The sequence below is a fragment of the Acinetobacter sp. T63 genome (assembly GCF_053852345.1).
In genome coordinates, this window is the sequence record NZ_CM132659.1 from 991383 (window position 1) to 1014143 (window position 22761).

At 46.9% G+C, this 22761-nt stretch carries 22 protein-coding genes; 14 read left to right on the forward strand and 8 right to left on the reverse strand.

Going from position 1 to position 22761, the window contains the following annotated elements:
• The first annotated feature begins 232 nt into the window (after positions 1-232).
• Complete coding sequence (carO, locus tag ACVLR6_RS04750) at positions 233-967, forward strand: ornithine uptake porin CarO (RefSeq protein WP_286422954.1); 735 nt, start codon at positions 233-235, stop codon at positions 965-967.
• A gap of 45 nt (positions 968-1012) precedes the next feature.
• Here the strand turns inward: carO and ACVLR6_RS04755 are convergent, their stop codons facing one another.
• The 7 genes from ACVLR6_RS04755 to ACVLR6_RS04785 all read right to left on the reverse strand — a co-directional run bounded on the left by ACVLR6_RS04755 (position 1013) and on the right by ACVLR6_RS04785 (position 8022).
• A complete protein-coding gene (locus tag ACVLR6_RS04755) occupies positions 1013-2227 on the reverse strand; it encodes an OmpP1/FadL family transporter (RefSeq protein WP_455995930.1) in 1215 nt (404 codons plus the stop codon).
• Positions 2228-2501: 274 nt separating this feature from the next.
• Complete coding sequence (locus ACVLR6_RS04760) at positions 2502-3425, reverse strand: CysB family HTH-type transcriptional regulator (RefSeq protein WP_075167787.1); 924 nt, start codon at positions 3423-3425, stop codon at positions 2502-2504.
• Positions 3426-3478: 53 nt separating this feature from the next.
• Positions 3479-4540 (reverse strand): sulfate/molybdate ABC transporter ATP-binding protein, encoded by a 1062-nt coding sequence (locus ACVLR6_RS04765; RefSeq protein WP_005176652.1) that lies wholly within the window; start codon positions 4538-4540, stop codon positions 3479-3481.
• 11 nt (positions 4541-4551) lie between these two features.
• Entirely contained in the window at positions 4552-5445 is an 894-nt protein-coding gene (cysW, locus tag ACVLR6_RS04770; protein WP_455995932.1) for a sulfate ABC transporter permease subunit CysW, read from the reverse strand.
• Positions 5442-6275: a sulfate ABC transporter permease subunit CysT gene (gene cysT / locus ACVLR6_RS04775; protein ID WP_005176654.1), complete on the reverse strand. Its 834-nt coding sequence runs from the start codon at positions 6273-6275 to the stop codon at positions 5442-5444. Before cysT ends, cysW begins: the two co-directional genes overlap by 4 nt.
• Before the next feature lie 83 nt (positions 6276-6358).
• Entirely contained in the window at positions 6359-6964 is a 606-nt protein-coding gene (locus ACVLR6_RS04780; protein ID WP_005176655.1) for an alpha/beta hydrolase, read from the reverse strand.
• Between the two features lie 47 nt (positions 6965-7011).
• Positions 7012-8022: a sulfate ABC transporter substrate-binding protein gene (locus tag ACVLR6_RS04785; RefSeq protein WP_104471280.1), complete on the reverse strand. Its 1011-nt coding sequence runs from the start codon at positions 8020-8022 to the stop codon at positions 7012-7014.
• 161 nt (positions 8023-8183) lie between these two features.
• Here ACVLR6_RS04785 and pabC point away from each other — a divergent pair, with 161 nt between their 5' ends.
• From pabC to mtlD, 5 genes are all read left to right on the forward strand, one after another.
• Positions 8184-8996: an aminodeoxychorismate lyase gene (pabC, locus tag ACVLR6_RS04790; RefSeq protein WP_455995934.1), complete on the forward strand. Its 813-nt coding sequence runs from the start codon at positions 8184-8186 to the stop codon at positions 8994-8996.
• A gap of 1 nt (position 8997) precedes the next feature.
• Positions 8998-10056 carry an endolytic transglycosylase MltG gene (mltG, locus tag ACVLR6_RS04795; protein WP_104505507.1) on the forward strand — a complete coding sequence of 353 codons (1059 nt, stop codon included), beginning with the start codon at positions 8998-9000 and terminating at the stop codon, positions 10054-10056.
• 2 nt (positions 10057-10058) lie between these two features.
• Complete coding sequence (tmk, locus tag ACVLR6_RS04800) at positions 10059-10670, forward strand: dTMP kinase (RefSeq protein WP_005176660.1); 612 nt, start codon at positions 10059-10061, stop codon at positions 10668-10670.
• A gap of 61 nt (positions 10671-10731) precedes the next feature.
• Positions 10732-11151 (forward strand): PaaI family thioesterase, encoded by a 420-nt coding sequence (locus ACVLR6_RS04805; RefSeq protein ID WP_005176662.1) that lies wholly within the window; start codon positions 10732-10734, stop codon positions 11149-11151.
• 368 nt (positions 11152-11519) lie between these two features.
• Positions 11520-13664, forward strand: a complete 2145-nt coding sequence (gene mtlD / locus ACVLR6_RS04810; RefSeq protein ID WP_168397344.1) for a bifunctional mannitol-1-phosphate dehydrogenase/phosphatase — start codon at positions 11520-11522, stop codon at positions 13662-13664.
• A gap of 104 nt (positions 13665-13768) precedes the next feature.
• Here mtlD and nadB read toward each other — a convergent pair whose 3' ends face one another.
• Positions 13769-15415 carry an L-aspartate oxidase gene (nadB, locus tag ACVLR6_RS04815; RefSeq protein ID WP_075174747.1) on the reverse strand — a complete coding sequence of 549 codons (1647 nt, stop codon included), beginning with the start codon at positions 15413-15415 and terminating at the stop codon, positions 13769-13771.
• A 228-nt stretch (positions 15416-15643) separates the two neighbouring features.
• Between nadB and ACVLR6_RS04820 the strand changes: the two genes are divergently transcribed.
• The 8 genes from ACVLR6_RS04820 (at position 15644) to ACVLR6_RS04855 (ending at position 22756) form a co-directional block, all read left to right on the forward strand.
• Positions 15644-17029: a Do family serine endopeptidase gene (locus tag ACVLR6_RS04820; protein WP_455995936.1), complete on the forward strand. Its 1386-nt coding sequence runs from the start codon at positions 15644-15646 to the stop codon at positions 17027-17029.
• A 117-nt stretch (positions 17030-17146) separates the two neighbouring features.
• Complete coding sequence (locus ACVLR6_RS04825; RefSeq protein WP_005176672.1) at positions 17147-17608, forward strand: acyl-CoA thioesterase; 462 nt, start codon at positions 17147-17149, stop codon at positions 17606-17608.
• 174 nt (positions 17609-17782) lie between these two features.
• Positions 17783-19600, forward strand: a complete 1818-nt coding sequence (lepA, locus tag ACVLR6_RS04830) for a translation elongation factor 4 (RefSeq protein WP_005176673.1) — start codon at positions 17783-17785, stop codon at positions 19598-19600.
• Positions 19601-19623: 23 nt separating this feature from the next.
• A complete protein-coding gene (gene lepB, locus ACVLR6_RS04835) occupies positions 19624-20451 on the forward strand; it encodes a signal peptidase I (protein ID WP_168397346.1) in 828 nt (275 codons plus the stop codon).
• 25 nt (positions 20452-20476) lie between these two features.
• Complete coding sequence (locus ACVLR6_RS04840) at positions 20477-20848, forward strand: DUF4845 domain-containing protein (RefSeq protein ID WP_168397347.1); 372 nt, start codon at positions 20477-20479, stop codon at positions 20846-20848.
• Positions 20820-21521, forward strand: coding sequence for a ribonuclease III (rnc, locus tag ACVLR6_RS04845; protein ID WP_005176685.1), 702 nt, complete (start codon positions 20820-20822; stop codon positions 21519-21521). Before ACVLR6_RS04840 ends, rnc begins: the two co-directional genes overlap by 29 nt.
• Positions 21518-22546, forward strand: coding sequence for a GTPase Era (gene era / locus ACVLR6_RS04850; RefSeq protein ID WP_016660033.1), 1029 nt, complete (start codon positions 21518-21520; stop codon positions 22544-22546). The genes rnc and era overlap by 4 nt, the downstream gene beginning before the upstream one ends.
• A 21-nt stretch (positions 22547-22567) precedes the next feature.
• Positions 22568-22756: an NF038104 family lipoprotein gene (locus ACVLR6_RS04855; RefSeq protein ID WP_005176688.1), complete on the forward strand. Its 189-nt coding sequence runs from the start codon at positions 22568-22570 to the stop codon at positions 22754-22756.
• Positions 22757-22761: the final 5 nt, after the last annotated feature.

Genomic DNA, 22761 nt, shown 5'->3' on the forward strand with positions numbered 1-22761 from the left:
AGATCGAAATTAATAATAAAGAAAAATGTTTTCGCTCAATAGAAGAAACATCTGCTTAAACTTTCACCTCAAAAAAGAGTTATCTTTCAAAAAGAAACATAGGTTTGTATCAAAAAATAACAAAAAATGAGCAAAATGTGCATAAAAACTGTGCGGGAACTTCTTTATATTGTGCTTATCAACAATAGTACTAAACATGAAAAATAAGTTTTTATTTTGAGGAGCACATTACATGAAATCTTTACATAAAATTTTAGCCATTTCCGTGCTTGCAACAGCAGCAGGTTCAGCAATGGCAGCAGATCAGACAGTCGTGACAGATGAAGGTGTTTCAACTTTCTCTTTCTTTAAACCCGCTGCAGTTCGTGCTGAAGTTGGTACAACAGGTTATGGTGGTGCGATTTCTTGGAGTGCAAACCCATACGTAGGTGTAACTTTAGGTTATAACGGCGGCGATATTTCCTGGTCAGATGACTTATCTATCAATGGCTCCAAATATGATCTAGATATGGATAATAACCTGACATATTTAAATGCTGAAATTCGTCCATGGGCGAACTGGTTCTATATGGCAGCTGGTGTAGGTTATATTGACAATGATTATGGTCTGGATCGTCGCGTAGGTACAAATGCGTCATTTACTGTAGATGGTTCACGTTTTAATGCGGGTACAACCGGTGCTCAAATTAGTGGTGACTTATCTTATAAAAATGATTTAGCCCCTTATGTAGGGATCGGTTTCTCTCCTGCAATTACTAACCGTTGGGGTGTGTTTGGTGAGATCGGTGCCTACTATAATGGTAATCCATCTGTAAACTTAAATGCGAATCCAGCTGCTTTAGGTTTAGTCGGTGATGATGGCCGTACTTTAGGTCAAGCCCTTGCTGCTGAAGAACGTGAAATTGCCAATGACAACGAATATGAATGGTTACCAGTGGCGAAATTGGGCGTAAGCTTCCGCTTCTAAACCATTTCTATAAAAAAACGAGCTTCGGCTCGTTTTTTTATGCCTTTAGAAATGATGGCCAAATCTTAGTCCATATACCCAGGCATGATTGTCCCGATTGACCGAGGCTAGACTGGAAATTTGAGTACCGGCAAAATTACTGGGTTGAATATGTGGTTGTTTAAACTTTAAATAATAGGCCCCTGCAGCCATAAAACTGTCGGGTCGAAAATAAAAGAGCTGGCCTAAGCCGAGGCTATAGTGCCCATCTGCCGGATTTAGGGTCGAGGCCGGATTGCCAATCCCGGAGTCCCAGCCCAGTTCTAATTGACTGATCCAGCGTGCATTCCAGCGATGTAACCCGCCCAGTTTGGCCGACCATTGATCTTTCTGATAATGAATTAATTTAAAGTCTTTAATTTCAGGAACGAATGTTGCGTAAGCATCAATCACGGCGCCAAATTGAGTCGGTTGTATATAAAAATCTTTCCAGTTGACCCAGCGTATACCCGCATAGAGCAGGTTATTGGCACTGATGCCGGTGTGTAAATCCAGATTCAGCGATTCAGGTGTGCGAACAGCAGTATTCTGGTCCGCCACAATCTGCAATTGGCCTTGTGGAGACTGTTCCTGTACCGCTAGCTGATGATGAATGGCCGAACGATAAGTTAGCGCCGCACTCATGGCATATTCAGGAATCTGGTAGCGTAACCCGGCCAGCCAGCCCCAAGCATCATCTTTAGGAAAATGGGCCTGATAGCCATGAAAAATATAATAGTTTTGTCCCAAAAGCTCTAGGTTTCCCTGAAAAGACTGATGACTGAGTCCTGCATAAAAAGTCCAGTGCGTATCCGGATGATACCCGATAAGTGCGCTAATATTTTCTGTTTTAAAGCGAATGTCGGCAGCTTCGACGTCTAATGGTTGACCATAAAAATCCGGGTTGTAGTTATAGTTGACCTTAACACCAAAGGGCTGATCATAAAGCAGGGCAAAGGAAAACTCTGGATTCAGCTGCAGTTTAAAACCACCGAGAACAAAACGCTGCTCGGGTGCCAGGTTGCCGGTGGAATAGTCATAAATTCCTAACTCGGCCAGTGCAGCCTGATTTTCGACTTGTCCTGCAACATCTGCCTCTAAATGCACCAGGGAGATTTCGGCATAATGATCGGGCTGGAAAAAAATATGCATGGATTGTCCGGACTGCTCCAGCGCTGCTGCAGAGACAGCTTGCACTGGTAAAAGCAGGCTCATCGACACCCAGAAAAAATAGACCTTCATTGGCCGTCCTTTAATTTTTGGTTAAATTATAAATTTATAAAGTATTGATATTAAAAAATTATCTAGCTATTAAAACTGAATTTGATGAAAAAATAAACAATTTTAAGTGATCTTTATCCCATTTTTTAGGGGTGCTGTAATGTAGTGCAAAATGAGCGTTAGCATAAAATTTAAGAAGTGTGGATTGGACTAGTCTGATTAGTGGATCAACTTGAGAGATATAAAAAAAAGAGGATGCTGATGCCATCCTCTCCATTTCCATTTTTTGTTGGGGTTAGTCTTCCGGATACGCGACTTTTTTCAGGGCTTTAATGTCGGCTTCAGGTGAGCACAGGGAAATAAACTCATAGCCATAACCACGTAGTAAATGTCCTTTACGCACCGCCAGCCAGGTGGTATTCAGGCCAAAAATATCGGTTTCAATTTGTTTTAAACGATAATCACGTTCCTGGTCATAGGCTACATTGTTGACTACACCCACGCCCATGCCTAATTCGACATAGGTTTTAATGACGTCGGCGTCCAGGGCAGACATCACGATATCAACATCAATACCGGCATCTTCAAAAGCTTTGTCAATTTTAGAACGGCCGGTAAAACCGCCGTGGTAGGTAATAATCGGATATTCCGCCAAATCTTGAATGCTGATCTCGGCTTTATGGGCTAGCGGATGGTTTTGCGGGGTAATAATACTGTGCTGCCAAGTATAGTAAGGCACACTGGCCAGATTGCTTTCTGTGGTTAAGGATTCTGTTGCAATACCAATATCGGCTTCGCCTTGTAGCAGCATCTCGGTAATTTCAACCGGACTGGCCTGTTGCAGAATCAGATGGACCTTGGGAAATTCTTTTTTAAACTGGTTCACAATCGGCGGGAGTACATAACGTGCCTGAGTGTGGGTGGTGGCAATGGTTAGGGTGCCTTCATCCACTTTATTGAAATCATCGGCCAGACGTTTAATATTATCGGCATCCACCAACATGCGCTCAACAATACCGAGTAGGGCCTGACCAGGTTCAGTCAAACCGAGCAGGCGTTTGCCTTTACGGATAAACAGTTGCACACCCAGTTCATCTTCCAGGTCTTTAATATGCTTGCTCACCCCGGACTGGGAGGTGTACAGCGCCGCAGAGGCTTCGGTTAAATTGAAGTTCTGGCGCACAGTTTCTCGAATAATTCTGAGCTGTTGGAAGTTCATGTCCTTTTTCCCTCAAAAAAGGATGGGGCTTGAAATGCCCCATCGGTGCGCGGTTAAGCGACTTGATTTTCAAATAAATGTAATTGACTTGCTGTCAGCCAGACGGTCTGGTTTGGACGGAACTGATGCAAGCGTGCTTCTTCTGGGGTGAGGGAAATTTCAATTAAGTTCCCTTGACGGTCGTTCAGTTCTGCCAGCACTTTACCGGCAATCCAGACTTCACGTAAGAAGGTGGCTTGAATGGCATTGTCCTGTGGCTGGGCATGAATGGTCAGCTCATCCGGGCGGGCAAAGGCAATGATCTCGCCCTGAGGCCCCTGTTGTGCGCTGGCCAGCTGAATACGGTCTTCACCCAGCTGAATCAGGCCATTGCTGTTCTGACCTTCAAAACGGTTGGCCTGACCCAGGAAGTCAAACACAAACGGCGTCGCCGGTTTTTCGTAGACTTCGCGTGGTGAACCAATCTGCTCGATGTTGCCTTTGTTCATCACCACGATTTGATCCGCCACTTCTAAGGCTTCTTCCTGATCATGGGTAACAAAAATAGAGGTGATGTGCAATTCATCATGCAAGGTACGTAACCAGCGGCGCAGTTCTTTACGCACTTTGGCATCCAGCGCACCAAACGGTTCATCCAACAGCAAAACACGTGGTTCAACGGCTAAGGCACGCGCCAGGGCAATACGCTGACGCTGACCGCCAGACAATTGTGCCGGATAACGGTCGGCCAGAAAGCCGAGTTGCACCAGATCAAGCAAACGGGTCACGCGTTTTTTTATTTCAGCTTCCGATGGACGGGTGGCACGCGGACGCACACGTAAACCAAAGGCAATGTTGTCAAAAACAGTCATGTGACGGAACAGCGCATAATGCTGGAAGACGAAACCGACCTGACGTTCACGCACGTGAACATCGGTGGCATCCTGACCTTCCAGAATCACCTGACCGCCATCGGCAGATTCCAAACCGGCAATAATCCGCAGCAGGGTGGTTTTACCACAGCCCGATGGACCTAACAGGGCCACCAGCTGGCCATCTGGAAAATCGAGGGAGATATTGTTCAGTGCATGGAATGCACCAAAGTGTTTTTCAATATTTTTAACTTGAATACTCATGAGGTCATTCCTTAAGAAACTGTTGAATCTTCATTACGTTTGTCCTGCTTTTCCTGATGGATTTCGACCCAGGTTTTCAGGATCAAGGTCACAATCGCCAGCAGGGCCAGCAGGGATGACACCGCAAACGCAGCACTGAAGGTATATTCGTTATAGAGAATCTCAACGTGTAAGGGCAAAGTATTGGTTTCACCGCGAATGTGTCCAGACACGACTGATACCGCACCAAACTCACCCATCGCCCGGGCATTACACAGAATGACACCGTAAATCAGGCCCCATTTAATATTCGGCAAGGTGACTTTCCAGAAGGTCTGCCAGCCAGATGCACCCAGTACAATGGCCGCTTCTTCTTCTTCGGTGCCTTGTGCTTCCATAAGTGGAATCAGTTCACGTGCCACAAACGGTACGGTAATAAAGATGGTGGCAATGACAATCGCTGGCACGGCATATAAAATCTTGATGTCGTTGTCCATTAACCAGTTGCCCATCCAGCCCTGAGTACCAAAAATCAGTACCAGCATCATCCCGGCAATGACCGGAGAGACCGAGAACGGCAAATCAATGATGGTGGTCAGAATCGATTTACCCGGGAAGTTAAACTTGGCCACCGACCAGGCTGCGGCCACACCAAACACCACGTTGAGTGGAACGGCAATGGCTGCAGTGAGTAAGGTCAGTTTGACCGCAGATAAGGTATCTGGATGTACCAGTGCCTGGGTATACACGCCCACACCTTGTTTAAAGGCTTCAACGAATACCAGAATTAATGGCAGAATCAGGCAGCTCAGGAAGAAAATCAGGGCAATGGCCAGTAAGGTGTAGCGTACCCAGGTCGGTTCACGGGTGGCATCACGCGATTGCAGCTTGTCGGCCAAAGCATTGCTATTGGTATTTAAACTCATCGGGCTGTTCTCCCTGTACGACGGCTGGCCCATGCTTGTAACAAGTTAATGAGGAACAGCATCACGAATGAAATCAGCAGCATCACCACCGCAATAGTGGTTGCACCGGCATAATCATATTCTTCTAAACGGGAGATAATCATCAGCGGGGCAATTTCAGTTTCAAAAGGCTGGTTCCCGGCAATGAAGATTACCGAACCATATTCACCCACGCCACGGGCAAAGGCCAGGGCAAAACCAGTAATTAATGCCGGCAGTAAAATCGGGAAAATCACTTTGGTAACAATCTGCAGACGGTTTGCGCCCAAGGCAGATGCAGCTTCTTCCAGCTCGGTTTCCAGATCGCTGAGTACCGGCTGTACGGTACGCACCACAAATGGAATACCAATGAAGATCAGGGCCAGGGTAATCCCGATAGGGGTATAGGCCACCTGAATGCCTAAAGGCTCCAGATACTGACCAATCCAGCCGGTAGGTGCATATAAAGAGGTCAGGGCAATACCGGCCACGGCGGTCGGTAAGGCAAAAGGTAAATCGACCAGCGCATCAATCAGGCGTTTGCCCGGAAAGCGGTAACGCACCAGACACCAGGCCAGCAATAAACCAAAAACGACGTTCACCAGCGCTGCGATCAGCGCAGCACTAAAACTTAACTGCAAAGATTTTAAGATACGTTCAGAACTTAAAATTTCCCATAAACCTTCCCAGCCAATGTCCAGCGATTTTAAAAATACGGCAGACAAAGGAATCAGAACGATTAATGATAAATACGCTAGGGTAAAGCCTAGAGAAAGACCAAATCCTGGCAGCACTCGGGACCGCTGCGACATGATTACTCCTCAAAGAGAGAATGCGGGCTGAAATCAGCCAGCGAAAAATAAATAAATTTCGGCACAAGCATAATTTGCGAGGGTTAAATTGCAAATTTAAATAAATACTTGCTGTCATCAGTAATACTGATATGCTGCATAGCCTTTTCTGAAATCAGGTAATTCCAGAGTTCAGGAAAAGGACCAAAACCAGAGGCGACATTAATATGCCCGACATGGCCCAAGCTTACCGGTTCTAATTGCCAGGACTGCGCCAGTTCCAGTGCATGTTCGGCATTTAACCAGGGATCATTTTCACTGATCAGCATGCTGGCGGGAACCTGCACTTGCAGCTGATGAAAATAGTCCTGATAGTCATGCTGGCTGTCACGGGCAAAACCGGCTTCACCAAAACGGCCCGGGTTGGCCGGTGCCACCAGTACCAGATTCTTGACCTTGCGTTGCAGCGCCGGGTATTGCGCCAGAGCGGCTACGGTAGTCAAACAGCCAAAGCTATGCGCCACAATTTGCAGCGGTGCATCAATCGCCGCCACGGTGCTTCGGAACTGTTCTACCCAGGTTTCGAGTACCGGAGCATTCCAGTCCTGCTGCTCGACGCGGGAGCAGGACATGAGCTGTCGTTGTAACCAGGATTGCCAGTGGCTATATTCACTGCCACCTACGCCCGGAACAATTACGGTATGAATCATGTCGATGCTCCTTTGCTTACCTTACAGTTGCTGATGCTACAGCTGAATTATTTAGCGCTATTGGCTTTTACGATCTGGTCGAAAATACCGCCATTTTCAAAATGTGCAGACTGGACTTTGGCCCAGCCCCCAAATTCCTGATCTACCGTGACCAGCTTTAACGGCTTAAACACCTGGCTGTATTTCTTTAATGCTGCTTCGCTACGAGGACGATAATAATGTTTGCCGGCTAAATCCTGTCCAAGGGGGGAATACAGGAAGTTTAAATAGCCTTGGGCCAAATATTTGTTGCCATGTTTTTCCGCATTTTTCTCAACAATGGCCACCGGCGGTTCTGCCAGTACCGACAGGCTAGGGGTAATAATTTCAAATTTACCCGGCTGCTCACGAATGGCTAAGTGCGCTTCATTTTCCCAGGCCAGCAGTACATCACCAATGCCACGCTCGGCAAAGGTGGTGGTTGAACCGCGGGCGCCTGAATCCAGAACTTTGGTGTTTTTATAAATTTTACGGACAAATTCCTGTGCAGTTTGATCATTGCCACCCGGCTGATGTTTAGCCCAAGCCCAGGCGGCCAGATAGTTCCAGCGTGCACCGCCTGAGGTTTTCGGGTTCGGGGTAATAATACCTACGCCCGGCTTGACCAGATCGCCCCAGTCCTGAATCCCTTTCGGATTACCTTTACGCACTAAAAATACAATGGTCGAGGTATAAGGTGTCGAGTTATGTGGTAATTTCTTTTGCCAGTCTGCCGGAAACAGTTTGGCTTTTTCCGCAATTACATCAATATCGGCGGCCAAAGCCAGCGTCACCACATCGGCACTCAGGCCATCAATTACGGCACGGGCCTGTTTGCCTGAACCACCATGCGACTGTTTAAAGTTAATTTTTTGTCCGGTCCGGCTTTCCCAGTATTTGCCGAACTGTTTATTCACATCATCATATAATTCACGGGTCGGGTCATACGACACGTTCAGAAAATCTTTTGCAGCAACACCAAAGGAGGATGCCGAAATTAATGCGGCCAGTACCCCAATTTTTAATTTTGTAAAACTCATGACTAACCTCAAATTTTTCGCTGTTTTGTAACATGAGGCAAGAATAGCGCTAGTCTTATTCCTAAAAAAATAATAAAAAATGAATTTTATATGAATAAAAAAGAAATATAAATAGATCTTCCATTCTTACACTAAAGCCAGCTCAAATGGATACTTGTTGTATGCAATGTTTTAAGAATGCTGAGGAAATATCGGCCGTTTCAGTGCTGGACCGTGCCTTTCATTATGGCGATGGCTGCTTTAGCACCGCGCGCATCCGCAATGGCCATATTGAACTGGAGGCCTTACATCTGCTGCGGCTACAACGCGGCTGTGAGCGTTTGTATTTACATGCCAATCTGGCGTTTATCCAGCAGTCGATTCAACAGCTGCAGCAGCGCTATCCGCAGGTTAACGGCACCTTAAAAATCATCATTAGTCGGGGGGATGGACAGCGCGGTTATAGCCTGCCCGCACAAGAGGCTGATGTCTGGGTCTTCTTTTATCCCAAAGCAGTGGATGATTTTCACTATGAAAAAATCGCCAGTGGTGTGTTGAAACAAGCGATGGGGCTGAGTATGCCACATCTGGTCGGCATCAAAAGCCTGAACCGTTTAGAACAAGTGATACTGAAAAAAGAAGCCGATGCGCAGGGTTGGCCGGAAGCCTTGGTGACTGATGTGCAAGGCTCGGTTGTTGAAGGGGTGAGCAGTAATTGTTTCATTCTTATAAACAATGAATGGATTACGCCGGAACTTCGTTATAATGGCGTCCACGGCGTGATGCGGGCTGAAATTCTGGCCCGTATGCAGCAGCACGGCATTTCCTGTCGCCAGCGTTATGTCAATATGGAAGAAATTGCGCAGTTCCAGAGTCTGTTTTTCTGTAATGCGCTCAGTCCGATGAAAATCGTGATCCAGCTCGATGCACGCCTTTTAGATGTTCAAGCCTGTATTGAACTGTTTAATCGTCTTCAATTGAATCAGATGCATTAATATGTCTTCATCCCGCTCTAAAACGAAAAAGAAAAACAAGCCTCGTTCCCCATTGCCGATGAAAGGCATTTTAACCCTGTTACTGGGCGTACTCCTCATTGTCGTAGTCATCCTCTGGTCCAGCCTGTTTAAAGACTATCCGGTAAAAGGCCAGAAAGAATTACTGGCCATTGGCGATGGCGATACCTATTCCGGTTTTATTGATCGTCTGGAAAAAAATGATCAGGTCAGTTTTCCGATTATTCTGAAGCTGTATCAGAAAATCATGATTCATGATTCGATGAAAGCCGGGGTTTATGAAATCCAGCAGGGTATGAGCATCCGTGAAGTCATGGAAATGATCTCCAATGCAGAAAATGCGCAGATGAATCGGATTCTGGTCATTGAAGGCACCACCTTTAAACAATTGGTGCAGCATCTGCAAAAGGATGAGCTGGTGACTAAAGAAGTCAGCCATCTGCCGACCGATCAATTATTAAAAGCACTGAATATTCCGTTTGAGCATCCGGAAGGCCTGTTTGCGCCAGATACCTATTTCTTTGCCAAGGGCGAATCGGATCGTAAAATTCTGACCGATTTATATCAGCGTCAGATGAAAGCACTGGATGAAGCCTGGGCCAACCGTGCACCAGATTTACCGTACAAGAATAAATATGAAGCGCTGGTGATGGCGTCGATTATTGAAAAAGAAACCCATGTCGATAGCGAACTGCGTCAGGTCTCTGGCGTATTTGTGCGCCGTTTAAAGATTGGTATGCGTTTACAAACTGACCCGACCGTCATTTACGGGATGGGCGACAAATATCAGGGCAATATTACCCGTAAGGATTTACGTACCCCAACGCCGTACAATACCTATACCATCTATGGTTTACCGCCAACACCAATTGCACTGCCAAGCAAACGCGCGATTGAAGCAGCAATGCATCCGGATGATTCCGACAATCTCTATTTTGTCGCCACCGGTGATGGCGGACATAAATTCAGTACCAATCTGCAAGATCATAACCGCGCAGTTCAGGAATATCTGGCGGTCATTCGTGCGAAGAACAAGGAGTGAGCATGTTTATTAGCTTTGAAGGCACCGAAGGGGTAGGTAAAACCACGCTCATCCGTCGTATTTATGAACATTTGCAGGCCCAAGGCAGCGAAGTAGTGCTGACCCGTGAGCCGGGTGGTACCCCGATGGCCGAGCAGATTCGCAGCCTGCTGCTTTCGGTGAATCATGACGAGCAGATGTGTAATGACACTGAATTACTGCTGATGTACGCAGCGCGCGCCCAGCATCTGGCGCAGGTGATTCTGCCTGCACTGGCAGCTGGCAAAACGGTACTCTGTGACCGCTTTACTGATGCCAGCTTTGCCTATCAGTGTGCTGGGCGTGGCCTAAGCCGGGAAAAGTTGCAATTGCTGAACCAGAATTTTGTTTCGCACATGCCGGCTCTGACTTTCTGGCTGGATGCACCGATTGAACTGGGCATGTCCCGTGCGCGTGAACGCGGTGCGCTGGACCGTTTTGAACAGGAAAAAGTCACCTTTTTTGAAAAGGTGCGTGCTGGTTATCAGGAGTTGTGGCAGGCAGAACCAGAACGGATTAAACGTTTAGATGCCACCCAAAGTCCGGATCTGGTCTTTGCCGAGGCGCTCAAATATTTACAGACAGTCGCTGCTTAAATTTGGGTCAAGACTAAAAATCTTCTATAGTAGCGTGATGATAGAGGATTTTTTGATCACAATGAAAAGTAACCGTGCTGAAATTATTGAATTTTTACAACAAGAATTTCCCCAGAGTCTGGAAAAATGTGAGATTGATGCGGTCACGCCAATGGGTGCCTGCTTGACCTATCGGGTTGGGGAAAGTGAATTACGTCCGGGTGGCACGATCTCTGGTCCGACCATGATGACGGCTGCAGATCTGGCTTTATATGTAGCCATTCTGGGCCAGATTGGGATTGTCGGGTTGGCGGTCACCACCAACCTGAATATCAATTTTTTACGCAAACCCGCTGGTGGAAAAAACCTGCGGGCGGAATGCCGGCTCATGAAACTGGGTAAAAGTCTGGCCGTGGGTGAAGTCTGGATTTATTCAGTCGGGCAGGAGGAACCGGTGGCGCATGTGACCGGAACCTATTCAATTCCACCCCAAGTGGCTTGATTCTCAGGTCACTTGTTCTTTTGATCTGGCTCGCTTGATTTTATCCTTTTCTTACTCGTCTTAATTTTGCTTGCTTCAGTTTCTTCGCCAATCTGATGCTTCCAGCTTTTTATTTTTTGAAGCCTATTTAATTCGCCGAAAAGCACCCTCCGAATTATTTAAAACTTATCCTTATATTTCAGCAAAATCGCTTTATTGATTTACATGATGTTACTTATTAATTACTCAATGTTACATATCTTAAATCTTACTCCAATCAAGTGGTTAATTTTTAACCTTAAATATTTCATTCTTTGTCTAAGGTGTTGTTCCCTCAAAAATTGCTCTAGGCTCTAGGCCTGTTGAAAAATGATCAAATGAGGGGGGAAATGCTTAAATTTAAAAATAAAATGATCCAGGGCGCAATTTTCGATATGGATGGCACAATGTTTGATACTGAGCGTTTACGGTTTCAAACCTTGAAACAGGCATCTCGGGAATTGATTGGAGTCGAGTTCAGCGATGACTATTTAATGGGTTGTCTGGGCTTGAGTGCGCGGAGTGCCAAACAGCTGGCACAGGCTGAATATGGTGAAGATATTCCCTATACCGAAATTCGCCAGCGTGCCGATGAGCTGGAGCTGGAAAGTGTGCGTCAGTTTGGCGTGCCGATTAAAACCGGTTTGCTACAGGTGCTGGAGCGCTTGCGTAAATCCGGGCTGCGCATGGCAGTGGCGACGTCCAGTCGCCGTGCCATTGCCGAAGAATATTTAATTAATGCCAATGTCTATAAATTTTTTGATGTACTGGTGTGCGGAGATGAAGTCCAACGTGGCAAACCGCATCCGGAAATTTTCCTGACCGCTGCGCAAAAGCTGAATCTCTCCGCCAGTGACTGTTTCATGTTTGAAGATTCAGACAATGGTGTGACCTCGGCCTATGCAGCGCAGGGCATTACCGTGCTGCTGCGGGACATTAAAGCACCAAATGAACAGATGCTGTCTAAGGCGCATTACTACTATGAAAGCATGGAAGATTATCTGGAAGATTTAAACCTGTATATTCCGGCCTTGGGCATGCCCAGCCTGCAGGAAGCCTTTCCACAAACCTTGAACCAGCTAACTGTCGGAATCCATGGTTTTGGTGCGATTGGTGGCGGTTATCTGGCGCAGGTATTATCGCATTGGGATGGTTATACCCGTCCGAAACGGATTTACGCTTCTACCCGTAACCAGCTGTATCGCTCTGCGGTGAATGCTTTTGGCACCTATTGCATTCGTTATGGGCAAATGTCCTATGATGAACGTATTGAAAACATGAGCATTATTGATGCAGATAACCTGCAGCACATGCAGGAGATGTATATCGAATCCAGCTTGATTGCCTTATGTCTGCCAGAAAAAGCGCTGAGCAGCGAAGCTGAGGTGATTGCGCAAGGCCTGTATGCACGTTATCTGGCCCATCAGGACCAGCCGGCTGCGCCTTTAACCGTGCTGATTATTTTAAATAAAGTTGGTGCCAAGCAGTTATTGCTGGAGCATATCCGTAAAGCCCTGGTGGCCTTAAGTGATGTGCAGACCGCACAAGCCATTTTAGCGCAGCATTATTTCTGCGATACCGTGGTCAACCGTATGGTATCCAAACTGACTGATCAGAACCTGTACCGCCAGCTACGGATTAAATACAACATCTTCAAGCAGTCGCAGACAGAAGATGAAGCCGAGCCGGTTGAAATTGAGGATAACACCCGTTTGCAGCCGGAGCAGGAACGTCAGGCCAGCCTGTATGTGGAAGATTTGCGCCGTAATTTCCAGCCGAGTCATATTCTACAAACGATGGATCTCATTCTGTTTAATGCAGAAATTGACATGCCAATTTATGTAGAAAATGCCAGCCCGTTACTACAAAAAATGCGGCAGATGATTCTTGTCGAAGACATCAGTGAAATCCAGCTGATTAAAAACCGGCTCTGGAACGGGGTGCATGCCATGCTTGCCTGGTATGCCAGCCTGCGTGGTCATCAAACCATTGGTGTGGCTCTGGCCGACCCGCAGATTGAACAGTTCATGCAGCAGTTGTTACAGCAGGTTCAGCAGGGACTGGCGGTGGTGTTACCACACCGACAGAAAGATCTACATGCACTGGCACAAAGTTTTGCAAACTCCTGTGTCCATGCCTATAAAGACCCATGTGCACGGGTGGCGCGTGATCCGCTACGCAAGCTCAGTGCGTCCGAACGGGTGTTAGGTTCAATTGCCAGCAATGCTCAGGCCGGGTTGCCGTATCAGTTTTTGGCACAAGGTGCTTTATTGGGCTATGTCTATGCCGTGCAAACCCATCAGCTGACTGAAACGCAGGCTTTGGCACATTTACAGACACAATTGCAGCAGCCACATTTCTCGGCACAAGTGGCACTGACTTTACGTAATTATGTGCAGACCTATCTGCCGCAATTGCTGTCCGGAGTGCTAGAACCTGAGCAGTTGCCATTATTAAAGCCAACCTCGAGTGCAGCGCAATATGCTTCAACTTGAGGAACCATCCGGCTGAAACCATTTTTGGCTGATCCCAATAAAAAACCGAATCACATCCTGCGATTCGGTTTTTTATCTTTCAGAACTGAAGATGTAAAAGCATTTTAAGCCGGCACATCCTCATTCACCAATGGCGTTTCTACCTGGAAGTTTGGCGGCGTGAGGACAGTTTTACGCAGCTCATCTGCCAGTTCTGGATAATCCAGGGTGTAATGCAGGCCACGCGATTCTTTACGCTGCATGGCACAGCGCACAATCATTTCTGAAACCAGCACCAGATTACGCAGTTCAATCAGGTTTTTACTGACTTTGTAGTCCTGATAATACTCGGTAATTTCACGTTTCAGCATTTCAATACGGTGCAGGGCACGTTGCAAACGCTTGGTGGTGCGGACAATTCCGACGTAGTTCCACATGGTGGCGCGCAGTTCATCCCAGTTTTGTAGAATCACCACATCTTCATCCGGATGGGTCACTTGAGAATCATCCCAGGCCGGCACATTTGGTGATTGATAATCGGGCTTGAATTCAGCCTGAATGTGTTCAGCGGCACTCATGCCATATACAAAACATTCTAAAAGTGAGTTACTGGCCATACGGTTAGCACCATGCAGGCCGGTATAAGACGTTTCACCAATGGCATACAGGCCGGCAATATCGGTCTGGCTGTGTTCATCAACCACTACACCGCCACAGGTATAATGCGCTGCCGGGACCACCGGAATCATGTCTTTGGTGATGTCGATGCCCAGTTCCAGTAAACGCGCATACAGGGTCGGGAAGTGTTCTTTAACAAATTCGGCCGGTTTATGGGTGATGTCTAGCCAGACATGACGAATCCCCAGACGCTTGATTTCAAAGTCAATCGCACGTGCCACAATATCACGTGGCGCCAGTTCGGCACGCTCATCGAAACGTAGCATAAAGCGTTCCCCATCTGGCAGGCGTAAATAGGCGCCTTCACCGCGCATGGCTTCGGTAATCAAGAAGGAACGGGCTTGCGGATGGTATAAACAGGTCGGATGGAACTGGTTAAATTCCATATTGGCGACGCGGCAACCGGCGCGGTAGGCCATGGCAATCCCGTCACCGGTGGCAATATCCGGGTTAGAGGTGTACAGATAGGCTTTCATGGCACCGCCGCAGGCCAGTGCGGTAAAGGGTGCCAGGAAGGTATCAATCTGATCGGTGTTTTCATCCAGGGCATACAGGCCCAATGCACGATTGTTACCGGTTTGACCGAGTTTCTGTGTGGTAATCAGGTCAATGGCAACAAAGTTTTCAAAAATCTGGATATTCTGTTTTTCTCTGGCCCGCTGGACCAGTGTCGTTGAAATGGCACGTCCCGTGGCATCTGCTGCGTGAATGATCCGGCGCTGGGAGTGGCCGCCTTCACGGGTTAAATGCAGTTGTTCCTGTTCATCGAGGGTAAATTGAACGCCATGTTCAAGCAGGAAATCGACCGAAGGTTTACCGCCCTCTACAGTTTGTTGCACGGCATTCAGTTCACATAAATGCGCGCCTGCAATCATTGTGTCATCTATATGCTGTTGAATAGAGTCGGTTTCATCCAGTACGGCTGCGACCCCACCTTGGGCATAAAAGGTGCTGGCATCAGTCAGGGCCGACTTGGCCAGCACGGCAATTTTAAAATGAGCTGGTAACGACAGTGCCAGACTTAAACCTGCGCCGCCACTACCCACAATGATCACATCAAAATGATGAGTTGCATGTAAATTAGACATGTCCATCAGCTAATTTGAAAAAAGTCTGGTAATGACAACGCTTTTTAAAACAAAAGGCAAGGGTCAAGATGCTTATTAATGATGAGAAAAAGCAATAAAACTCCATTTTATAAAAAATGGCATAAGCACTTGTATCCTGTTGAGGAATTGAACATATTATTACGAAATCTTAAAAAGCGTTATGTTAAAAACAGAACATCACATTTTTATAAACAAATTGAGTGAATGCTATATATGAATAATCGCTACTTACAGAAGGGTCTCTATGCAGCTGTGTTCACTATGGCATCTGTTCAAGCACAGGCCTCTGCTTCAGTAGATTTTTCCAACCTGGTTGAACAGGTCAGCCCCGGTGTTGTCAGTGTCAATGTGGTCAAACGTTTAAGCCAGGAAGAGCTGTTACAACAACAGGTTCCGGAACTGTTACGCCGTTTCTTTGGCGATGGGGTGGTGATTCCGCAGCGTCAGGCGCCACAGGAAAAAACCGGTTATGGCAGTGCCTTCTTTATTAGCAAAGATGGCTACCTGCTCACTAACCACCATGTGATTGAAAATGCCTCCAAAGTCACCATTGTCCTGAATGATCGCCGTGAAATTGATGCCACTGTAGTCGGCAGTGATGAGCGGACCGATGTGGCCTTGCTGAAAGTATCTGGCAGCAATTTCCCTGAACTGCGTACCGGTAATGTTGATCGCCTGAAAGTCGGTGAGCCGGTGCTGGCGATTGGTTCACCATTCGGTTTTGACTATTCCGCCTCTGCCGGTATTGTCAGCGCCAAAATGCGTAACATGATGGGGGAAACCTCGGTACCGTTTATTCAGACTGACGTTGCCTTAAACCCGGGTAACTCGGGTGGACCGCTATTTAACCAGCGCGGTGAAGTGGTTGGGGTCAACTCGCGCATCTTTAGTGGAACGGGCGGCTATATGGGCCTGTCTTTCTCGATTCCGATTGATGTCGCCATGGAAGTGGCAGACCAGTTAAAACAGCATGGTAAAGTCACCCGTTCCTATTTAGGTGTGAGCCTGCAGGATATTGACCGGACGCTGGCAGAATCGTATCGACTGGATAAACCGGAAGGGTCCTTAATTACCCAGGTGGCACCGGATTCTCCAGCCTCCAAAGCCGGCTTGCGTGCGGGTGATGTGATCTTAAAATACAACGGTACCCCAATTTCGCGCACCAGCGAATTACTCAATTATCTGAACCGTACTGCACCTAAACAGACCATCCAGCTGGAAGTTTTACGCGATGACCGTCGCCGGAATATCTCGGCTACTTTAAGTACTGCACCGGATGACACCCCGGCCAAGAGCAATGTTACGCCAAGCCAGAATAAAGGCCCGGTACTTGGGGTCGCAATCCGGAACCTGTCAGCAGCAGAAATGCGTCAGCTGGAAATTAAAGGCGGCGTGCTGATTCAGGAAGTCCGTCCGGGCAGTATTGCAGCGCAGTCGCGAATTTTACCGGGTGATGTCATCGTACAGCTGAACAATAGCCCAGTCACCGACAGCAACAGCTTTGTTCAGGCGGTTTCGCAGCTGAAAAAGGGCAGCGTGGCGCGTGTGACCTTAATCCGTCAGGGACAACGTGCTATTGTCGGCATGCGAATTTCCTGATCTGAGCCAGTTAAAAACCACAGCCTGCTGTGGTTTTTTTATTTTTCAATTTATCCAGGGCCAATTTTCAGTAGACTAGGGGCCTCAATAGCCGATACCACAGTACAGTAACAGAGCATGAGCAGTACATTTTTTGATTTAAAACTTCAGGTTCAACCCGAGCATATTGACAGTCTGGGCCATGTCAACAACGTGGTTTATGTGCAGTGGATGCAGGATGTGGCCAGCGCCCATATTGAAACCTTAGGCCTGGGCATGGCGCAGTTTCTGGAAATGAAACATGCCATGGTGGCGGTGGAGCATCATGTGCAGTATCGCAAGGCAGCATTTGCCGGTGAAGAGCTGATTTTAAGAACCTGGCTCAGTGAAATTAATGCGCTGTACCTGTTTCGCCAGTATGTGTTTTATCGTCCGCAGGACCAGAGCGTGCTGTTTGTCGCGCAGACCAAATGGGCTTGTGTGGAAATTGACAGCGGCCGTCCAAAACGCATGTCGCCAAGTTTTTCCCAGGCGTATCAGCCTATTCCAGCCGATCTGAATCCGATGGATTTTAACCAGTATCCGCCACAGCCGGCATAAGCATCGTCACTGGCCGGTTTGTATCGGATGATCTAAAACCGGCCGGGCCGAAAAGCTTTGCATTATTTTGGATACTTTAAAAAATCCATCTGCTATAATCCTTCGCAATTTCTATTCGGCTTTTGCTGTGCACTGAATCTGGTTTGCATAGCGCGTTATTTTTTAAGGTAGCCCATGGCGCAAGCTAAAAAATCTGTTGATATTAAAAACATTCGTAACTTCTCGATCATTGCACATATCGATCATGGCAAGTCGACCCTTGCGGATCGTTTCATTCAGACCTGTGGCGGTTTGCAGGATCGCGAAATGCAGGCGCAAGTACTGGACTCAATGGAACTTGAGCGTGAACGTGGGATTACCATTAAAGCGACTTCGGTGACCTTGTACTATACCCATCCGAATGGTCAGGAATACCAGTTAAATTTCATTGACACCCCGGGACACGTTGACTTTTCTTATGAAGTTTCACGTTCACTGGCAGCGTGTGAAGGCGCACTACTGGTGGTTGATGCTGCCCAGGGCGTAGAAGCACAATCGGTTGCCAACTGCTATACCGCGATTGAGCAAGGGCTGGAAGTACTGCCAATTCTGAACAAGATTGACCTGCCGCAAGCAGAGCCTGAACGTGTGATTCAGGAAATTGAAGATATTATTGGTATTGAAGCAACCGATGCGCCGACCTGTTCAGCCAAAACCGGTCTGGGGATTGCGGGTGTGTTAGAGCGTCTGGTCGATGTCATTCCAGCACCAACCGGTGACCGTGATGCGCCATTACAAGCTTTAATTGTCGACTCATGGTTTGATAACTATCTGGGCGTTGTGTCTCTGGTGCGTGTGAAGCAGGGACGTGTGCGTAAAGGCGACAAGATGTTGATGAAATCAACCGGTCAAACGCACATCATTACCTCGGTGGGTATTTTCAATCCGAAACATACTGAAACCGATATTCTGGAAGCGGGCGAAGTCGGCTTCGTGATTGCCGGCATTAAAGACATTTTTGGTGCACCAGTTGGTGATACCATTACTTTGGCAACCACGCCAGAAGTGGAAGTGTTACCGGGCTTCAAAAAAGTAAAACCGCAGGTCTATGCTGGTCTGTTCCCGATTGATGCCAGCGATTTTGAACCGTTCCGTGAAGCACTGCAAAAGCTGCAAATCAATGACTCAGCGCTATTCTTCGAACCGGAAAGTTCAGATGCGCTCGGTTTTGGTTTCCGCTGTGGCTTCCTTGGTATGCTGCACATGGAAATCGTTCAGGAACGTTTAGAACGTGAATACGATCTGGACCTGATTTCTTCTGCGCCTACGGTTATTTATGAAGCCGTAATGAAAAATGGCCAGACCGTGTACATCGACAGTCCATCGAAAATGCCAGACGGTTCCACCGTTGAAGACTTACGTGAACCGATTGCCGAATGTCACATTCTGGTGCCGCAAGAATACTTGGGTAACGTCATGACCTTGTGTATCGAGCGTCGTGGTGTGCAAAAAGACATGAAATTCATGAGTAATCAGGTATCCATTACCTTTGAAATTCCAATGGCCGAAGTGGTGATGGATTTCTTTGATAAATTGAAATCCTGCTCACGTGGTTTTGCATCACTAGATTACAACTTCGTGCGTTTTGAAAGTTCATCGCTGGTGAAAGTCGATGTCTTGATTAACGGTGAAAAAGTCGATGCGCTGGCAATGATCTGTCACCGTCAGGATGCCCGTCATCGTGGTATTGCACTGGTTGAAAAAATGAAAGACCTGATTCCACGTCAGATGTTTGATGTCGCAATTCAGGCGGCCATTGGTGCGCAAATCATTGCCCGTTCAACGGTAAAAGCCATGCGTAAGAACGTATTGGCCAAATGTTATGGCGGTGACGTGTCGCGTAAGAAGAAACTGCTGGCCAAGCAGAAAGAAGGTAAGAAACGTATGAAGCAAGTGGGTAGCGTTGAAATCCCACAAGAAGCGTTCTTAGCTGTATTAAAAGTCGAACGCTAATAAGATTAGAAGGATAAACGCCCATGGATTTTGATTTTAATTTGATCCTCGTTCCTGCCACGCTGTTTTTTATTGCTGTGTGGTTGCTGGATAAATTTGTCTTCAAGCAAAGACAGACCAAAGGGCGGGGCAATGAAAATTTCATTATCACATGGGCGTATGACTTCTGGCCGGTACTGGCCGTTGTGCTGGTGCTGCGTTCGTTTTTATATGAGCCGTTTAATATCCCGTCAGATTCAATGGTGCCAACCCTGGAGACCGGGGATTTTATTCTGGTAAATAAATTTGACTATGGCGTGCGTTTGCCAATCGTCAACAGCAAAATTATTGATACCGGTTCGCCAGAACGCGGTGATGTGGCGGTGTTCCGTTATCCGCCACAACCAAGCATTAGCTACATTAAGCGGATTGTGGGTTTGCCGGGTGATCATATTGTTTATGATCATGGCCAATTTACCATTAACGGCGAAAAGGTGCAGAAAGTTGCACTGGAATTTAGCCGTGAAAAAGACAGCCTCGATACACCCAACTCGATTTACCATCAGGAAACTTTAGGCAAGCATACTTTTACCATGCGTGAACTGGAAGGCGTAAACGTGGCGCGTCAGGCACCCTTTATTAATTATATCGAAAATGGTAAATATGCTTCTACAAATGGTTTATATTGGGAAGTCAAAGTTCCAGAAGGTCATTACTTCGCGTTAGGGGATAACCGCGATCAGAGTGCTGACAGCCGTTTCTGGGGTTTTGTACCTGAAGAAAACCTGACCGGCCGTGCCGTCTATATCTGGATGCACAAAGAGCCTGGTTTTAAATTGCCGTCTTTTAGCCGAAACGGCAGCATAGATTAAAATCATCCATTAGGAAAATAACAAAATGCGTCATCAACAAGGGGCATCGTATATTGCAATTCTGGTTGCAATTATTGGTTTTGCTTTTATGGCAAAAATTGCAGTTGCGGTTTGGGGACCGTATTTCGATGATCGAATGCTGGATAACCAGATTAAAGAGCAGTTGATTCATGGACCCAAAAACCTGAGTCCGCAAAGATTCATTGGGGAAATGGATAAGCGTTTAAGTATGAACAACATTCGTGATATTAAATTTGCGGATGTTGCCCAGGTCACCAATGTAGATGGTCTACAGGTGAAGAAAGACTATGAGATAAGAAAACCGTTCTTATTGAATATTGATATTGTCATGAAATTCGAGAAAAGTTTTGATCAAAGCTCAGTCCAAGCTCAATGAAACGCGTTTGGCCAGCCGCATCGGATACCAGTTTAAACAGCCGGATCTGCTCAAGCTGGCGCTGACACATCGTTCGGTCAGTCACAAACACAACTATGAACGCCTAGAATTTCTAGGCGATTCACTTTTAGGGATGATTATTGCCAATTATCTCTACACCGCCTATCCGCAGGAAAATGAAGGGCGGCTGACCCGTATGCGCGCAACACTGGTGCGTCAGGAAGCACTGGGTAAAATCGCCAATGATTTAAAACTCAGTCAAAATTTAATTCTCAGTACCGGTGAATTGAAATCAGGCGGTCATCATCGTGAGTCTATACTTGCAGATGCAGTCGAGGCGATTATTGGTGCGATTTATATCGACTGTGGGGATTTAAACCTGCTACAGACGATTGTGTTAAAATGGTACGTGCCTTATCTGGATCATATTGAGCCAACCGATCAGCTCAAAGATCCGAAATCACGCCTACAAGAGTATTTACAAGCACGTAAAAAACCTCTCCCAGTTTACGAGGTTGTAGATATTCAGGGTGATGCCCCGAACCAGCATTTCAAGGTGGAATGCCGGGTCGATGCTTTACCGGTAATGAAAGGTGAAGGTTCTAGCCGCCGCTTTGCCGAGCAGGCAGTTGCCGCGGAAATTTTAAAACTCTTGGAGCAAACGTCTCAATGACAATCCATTCCGATCACAACGATGCTGATCACGAGTCGCAAAGCGACAGCCACGATTTAATCAATCAATTCTTCAGTTCACAAGGTCAGGAAATTCCATCGGATTACCGTAGCGGATTTGTGGCCATTGTGGGCCGGCCAAACGTGGGTAAATCTACCTTGATGAACCACCTGTTGGGTCAAAAACTGTCTATTACCTCGCGTAAGCCGCAAACCACCCGCCATAAAATTGTCGGGATTGATTCGCGTGAAAAATCTCAGGCGGTCTATGTCGATACCCCGGGGATGCACAAAAAAGAAGTGCGTGCCATCAACAAAATGATGAACCGTGCCGCGCACTCGGCGCTGCGTGATGTGAACCTGGTATTATTCGTCGTCGATGCACAAAAATGGACCCAGAACGATGAACTCGTACTGGAGAAATTGAAAAATGCAGACATGCCAGTCATTCTGGTGATCAATAAACTGGATACCTTCGAGAATAAAAATCAGGCGCTGCCGCTGATTCAGGAGCGCGCCAAGCTGATGAACTTCGCAGAAATTGTACCGGTATCTGCGCTGCGTGGTGCCAATCTGGAACATCTGCGTGACACCATTGAGCAATATCTGCCATTCCAGCCACCGCTATATTCATTTGATCAGGTTACCGACCGTTCCGAGCGCTTCCTGGCCTCTGAAATTATTCGTGAAAAAATCATGCGTCAGCTCGGTGAAGAACTGCCATACGATTTAACCGTACAGATTGAATCATTTAAAACCGAAGAGCCGGCTTTAAATGAAAAAACCGGTCGTATGAAACCGGCTTGTACCTATATTGATGCCACCATCTTTGTAGACCGTCCGGGGCAAAAAGCCATTGTGATTGGTGAAAAAGGTGCTAAGCTGAAAAAAATCGGGATGGATGCCCGTGTCGATATGGAAAAAATGTTCGAACAGAAAATCATGCTCACGCTTTGGGTGAAAGTCAAAGGTGGCTGGTCAGATGATGAACGTGCATTAAAAAGCTTGGGATATAGCGATATCTAAGCCATGAAACGAGGAACTGTAATGACCAAAATTGCTGTGATTTTAGCCTGCATGTTCATGCTGCAAGGCTGTATTCATAAGGTGGTTACAGTTCCGGTTAAAGTGGCCTATAAAACCACCAAAGGCGTGGTCAAAGGCACGGCCGCTGTGGTCGGTGCAGTCATTCCCGATGGGGATGAAGAAGATGAAAGCAAAAAGAAAGATGATTAGGCTGA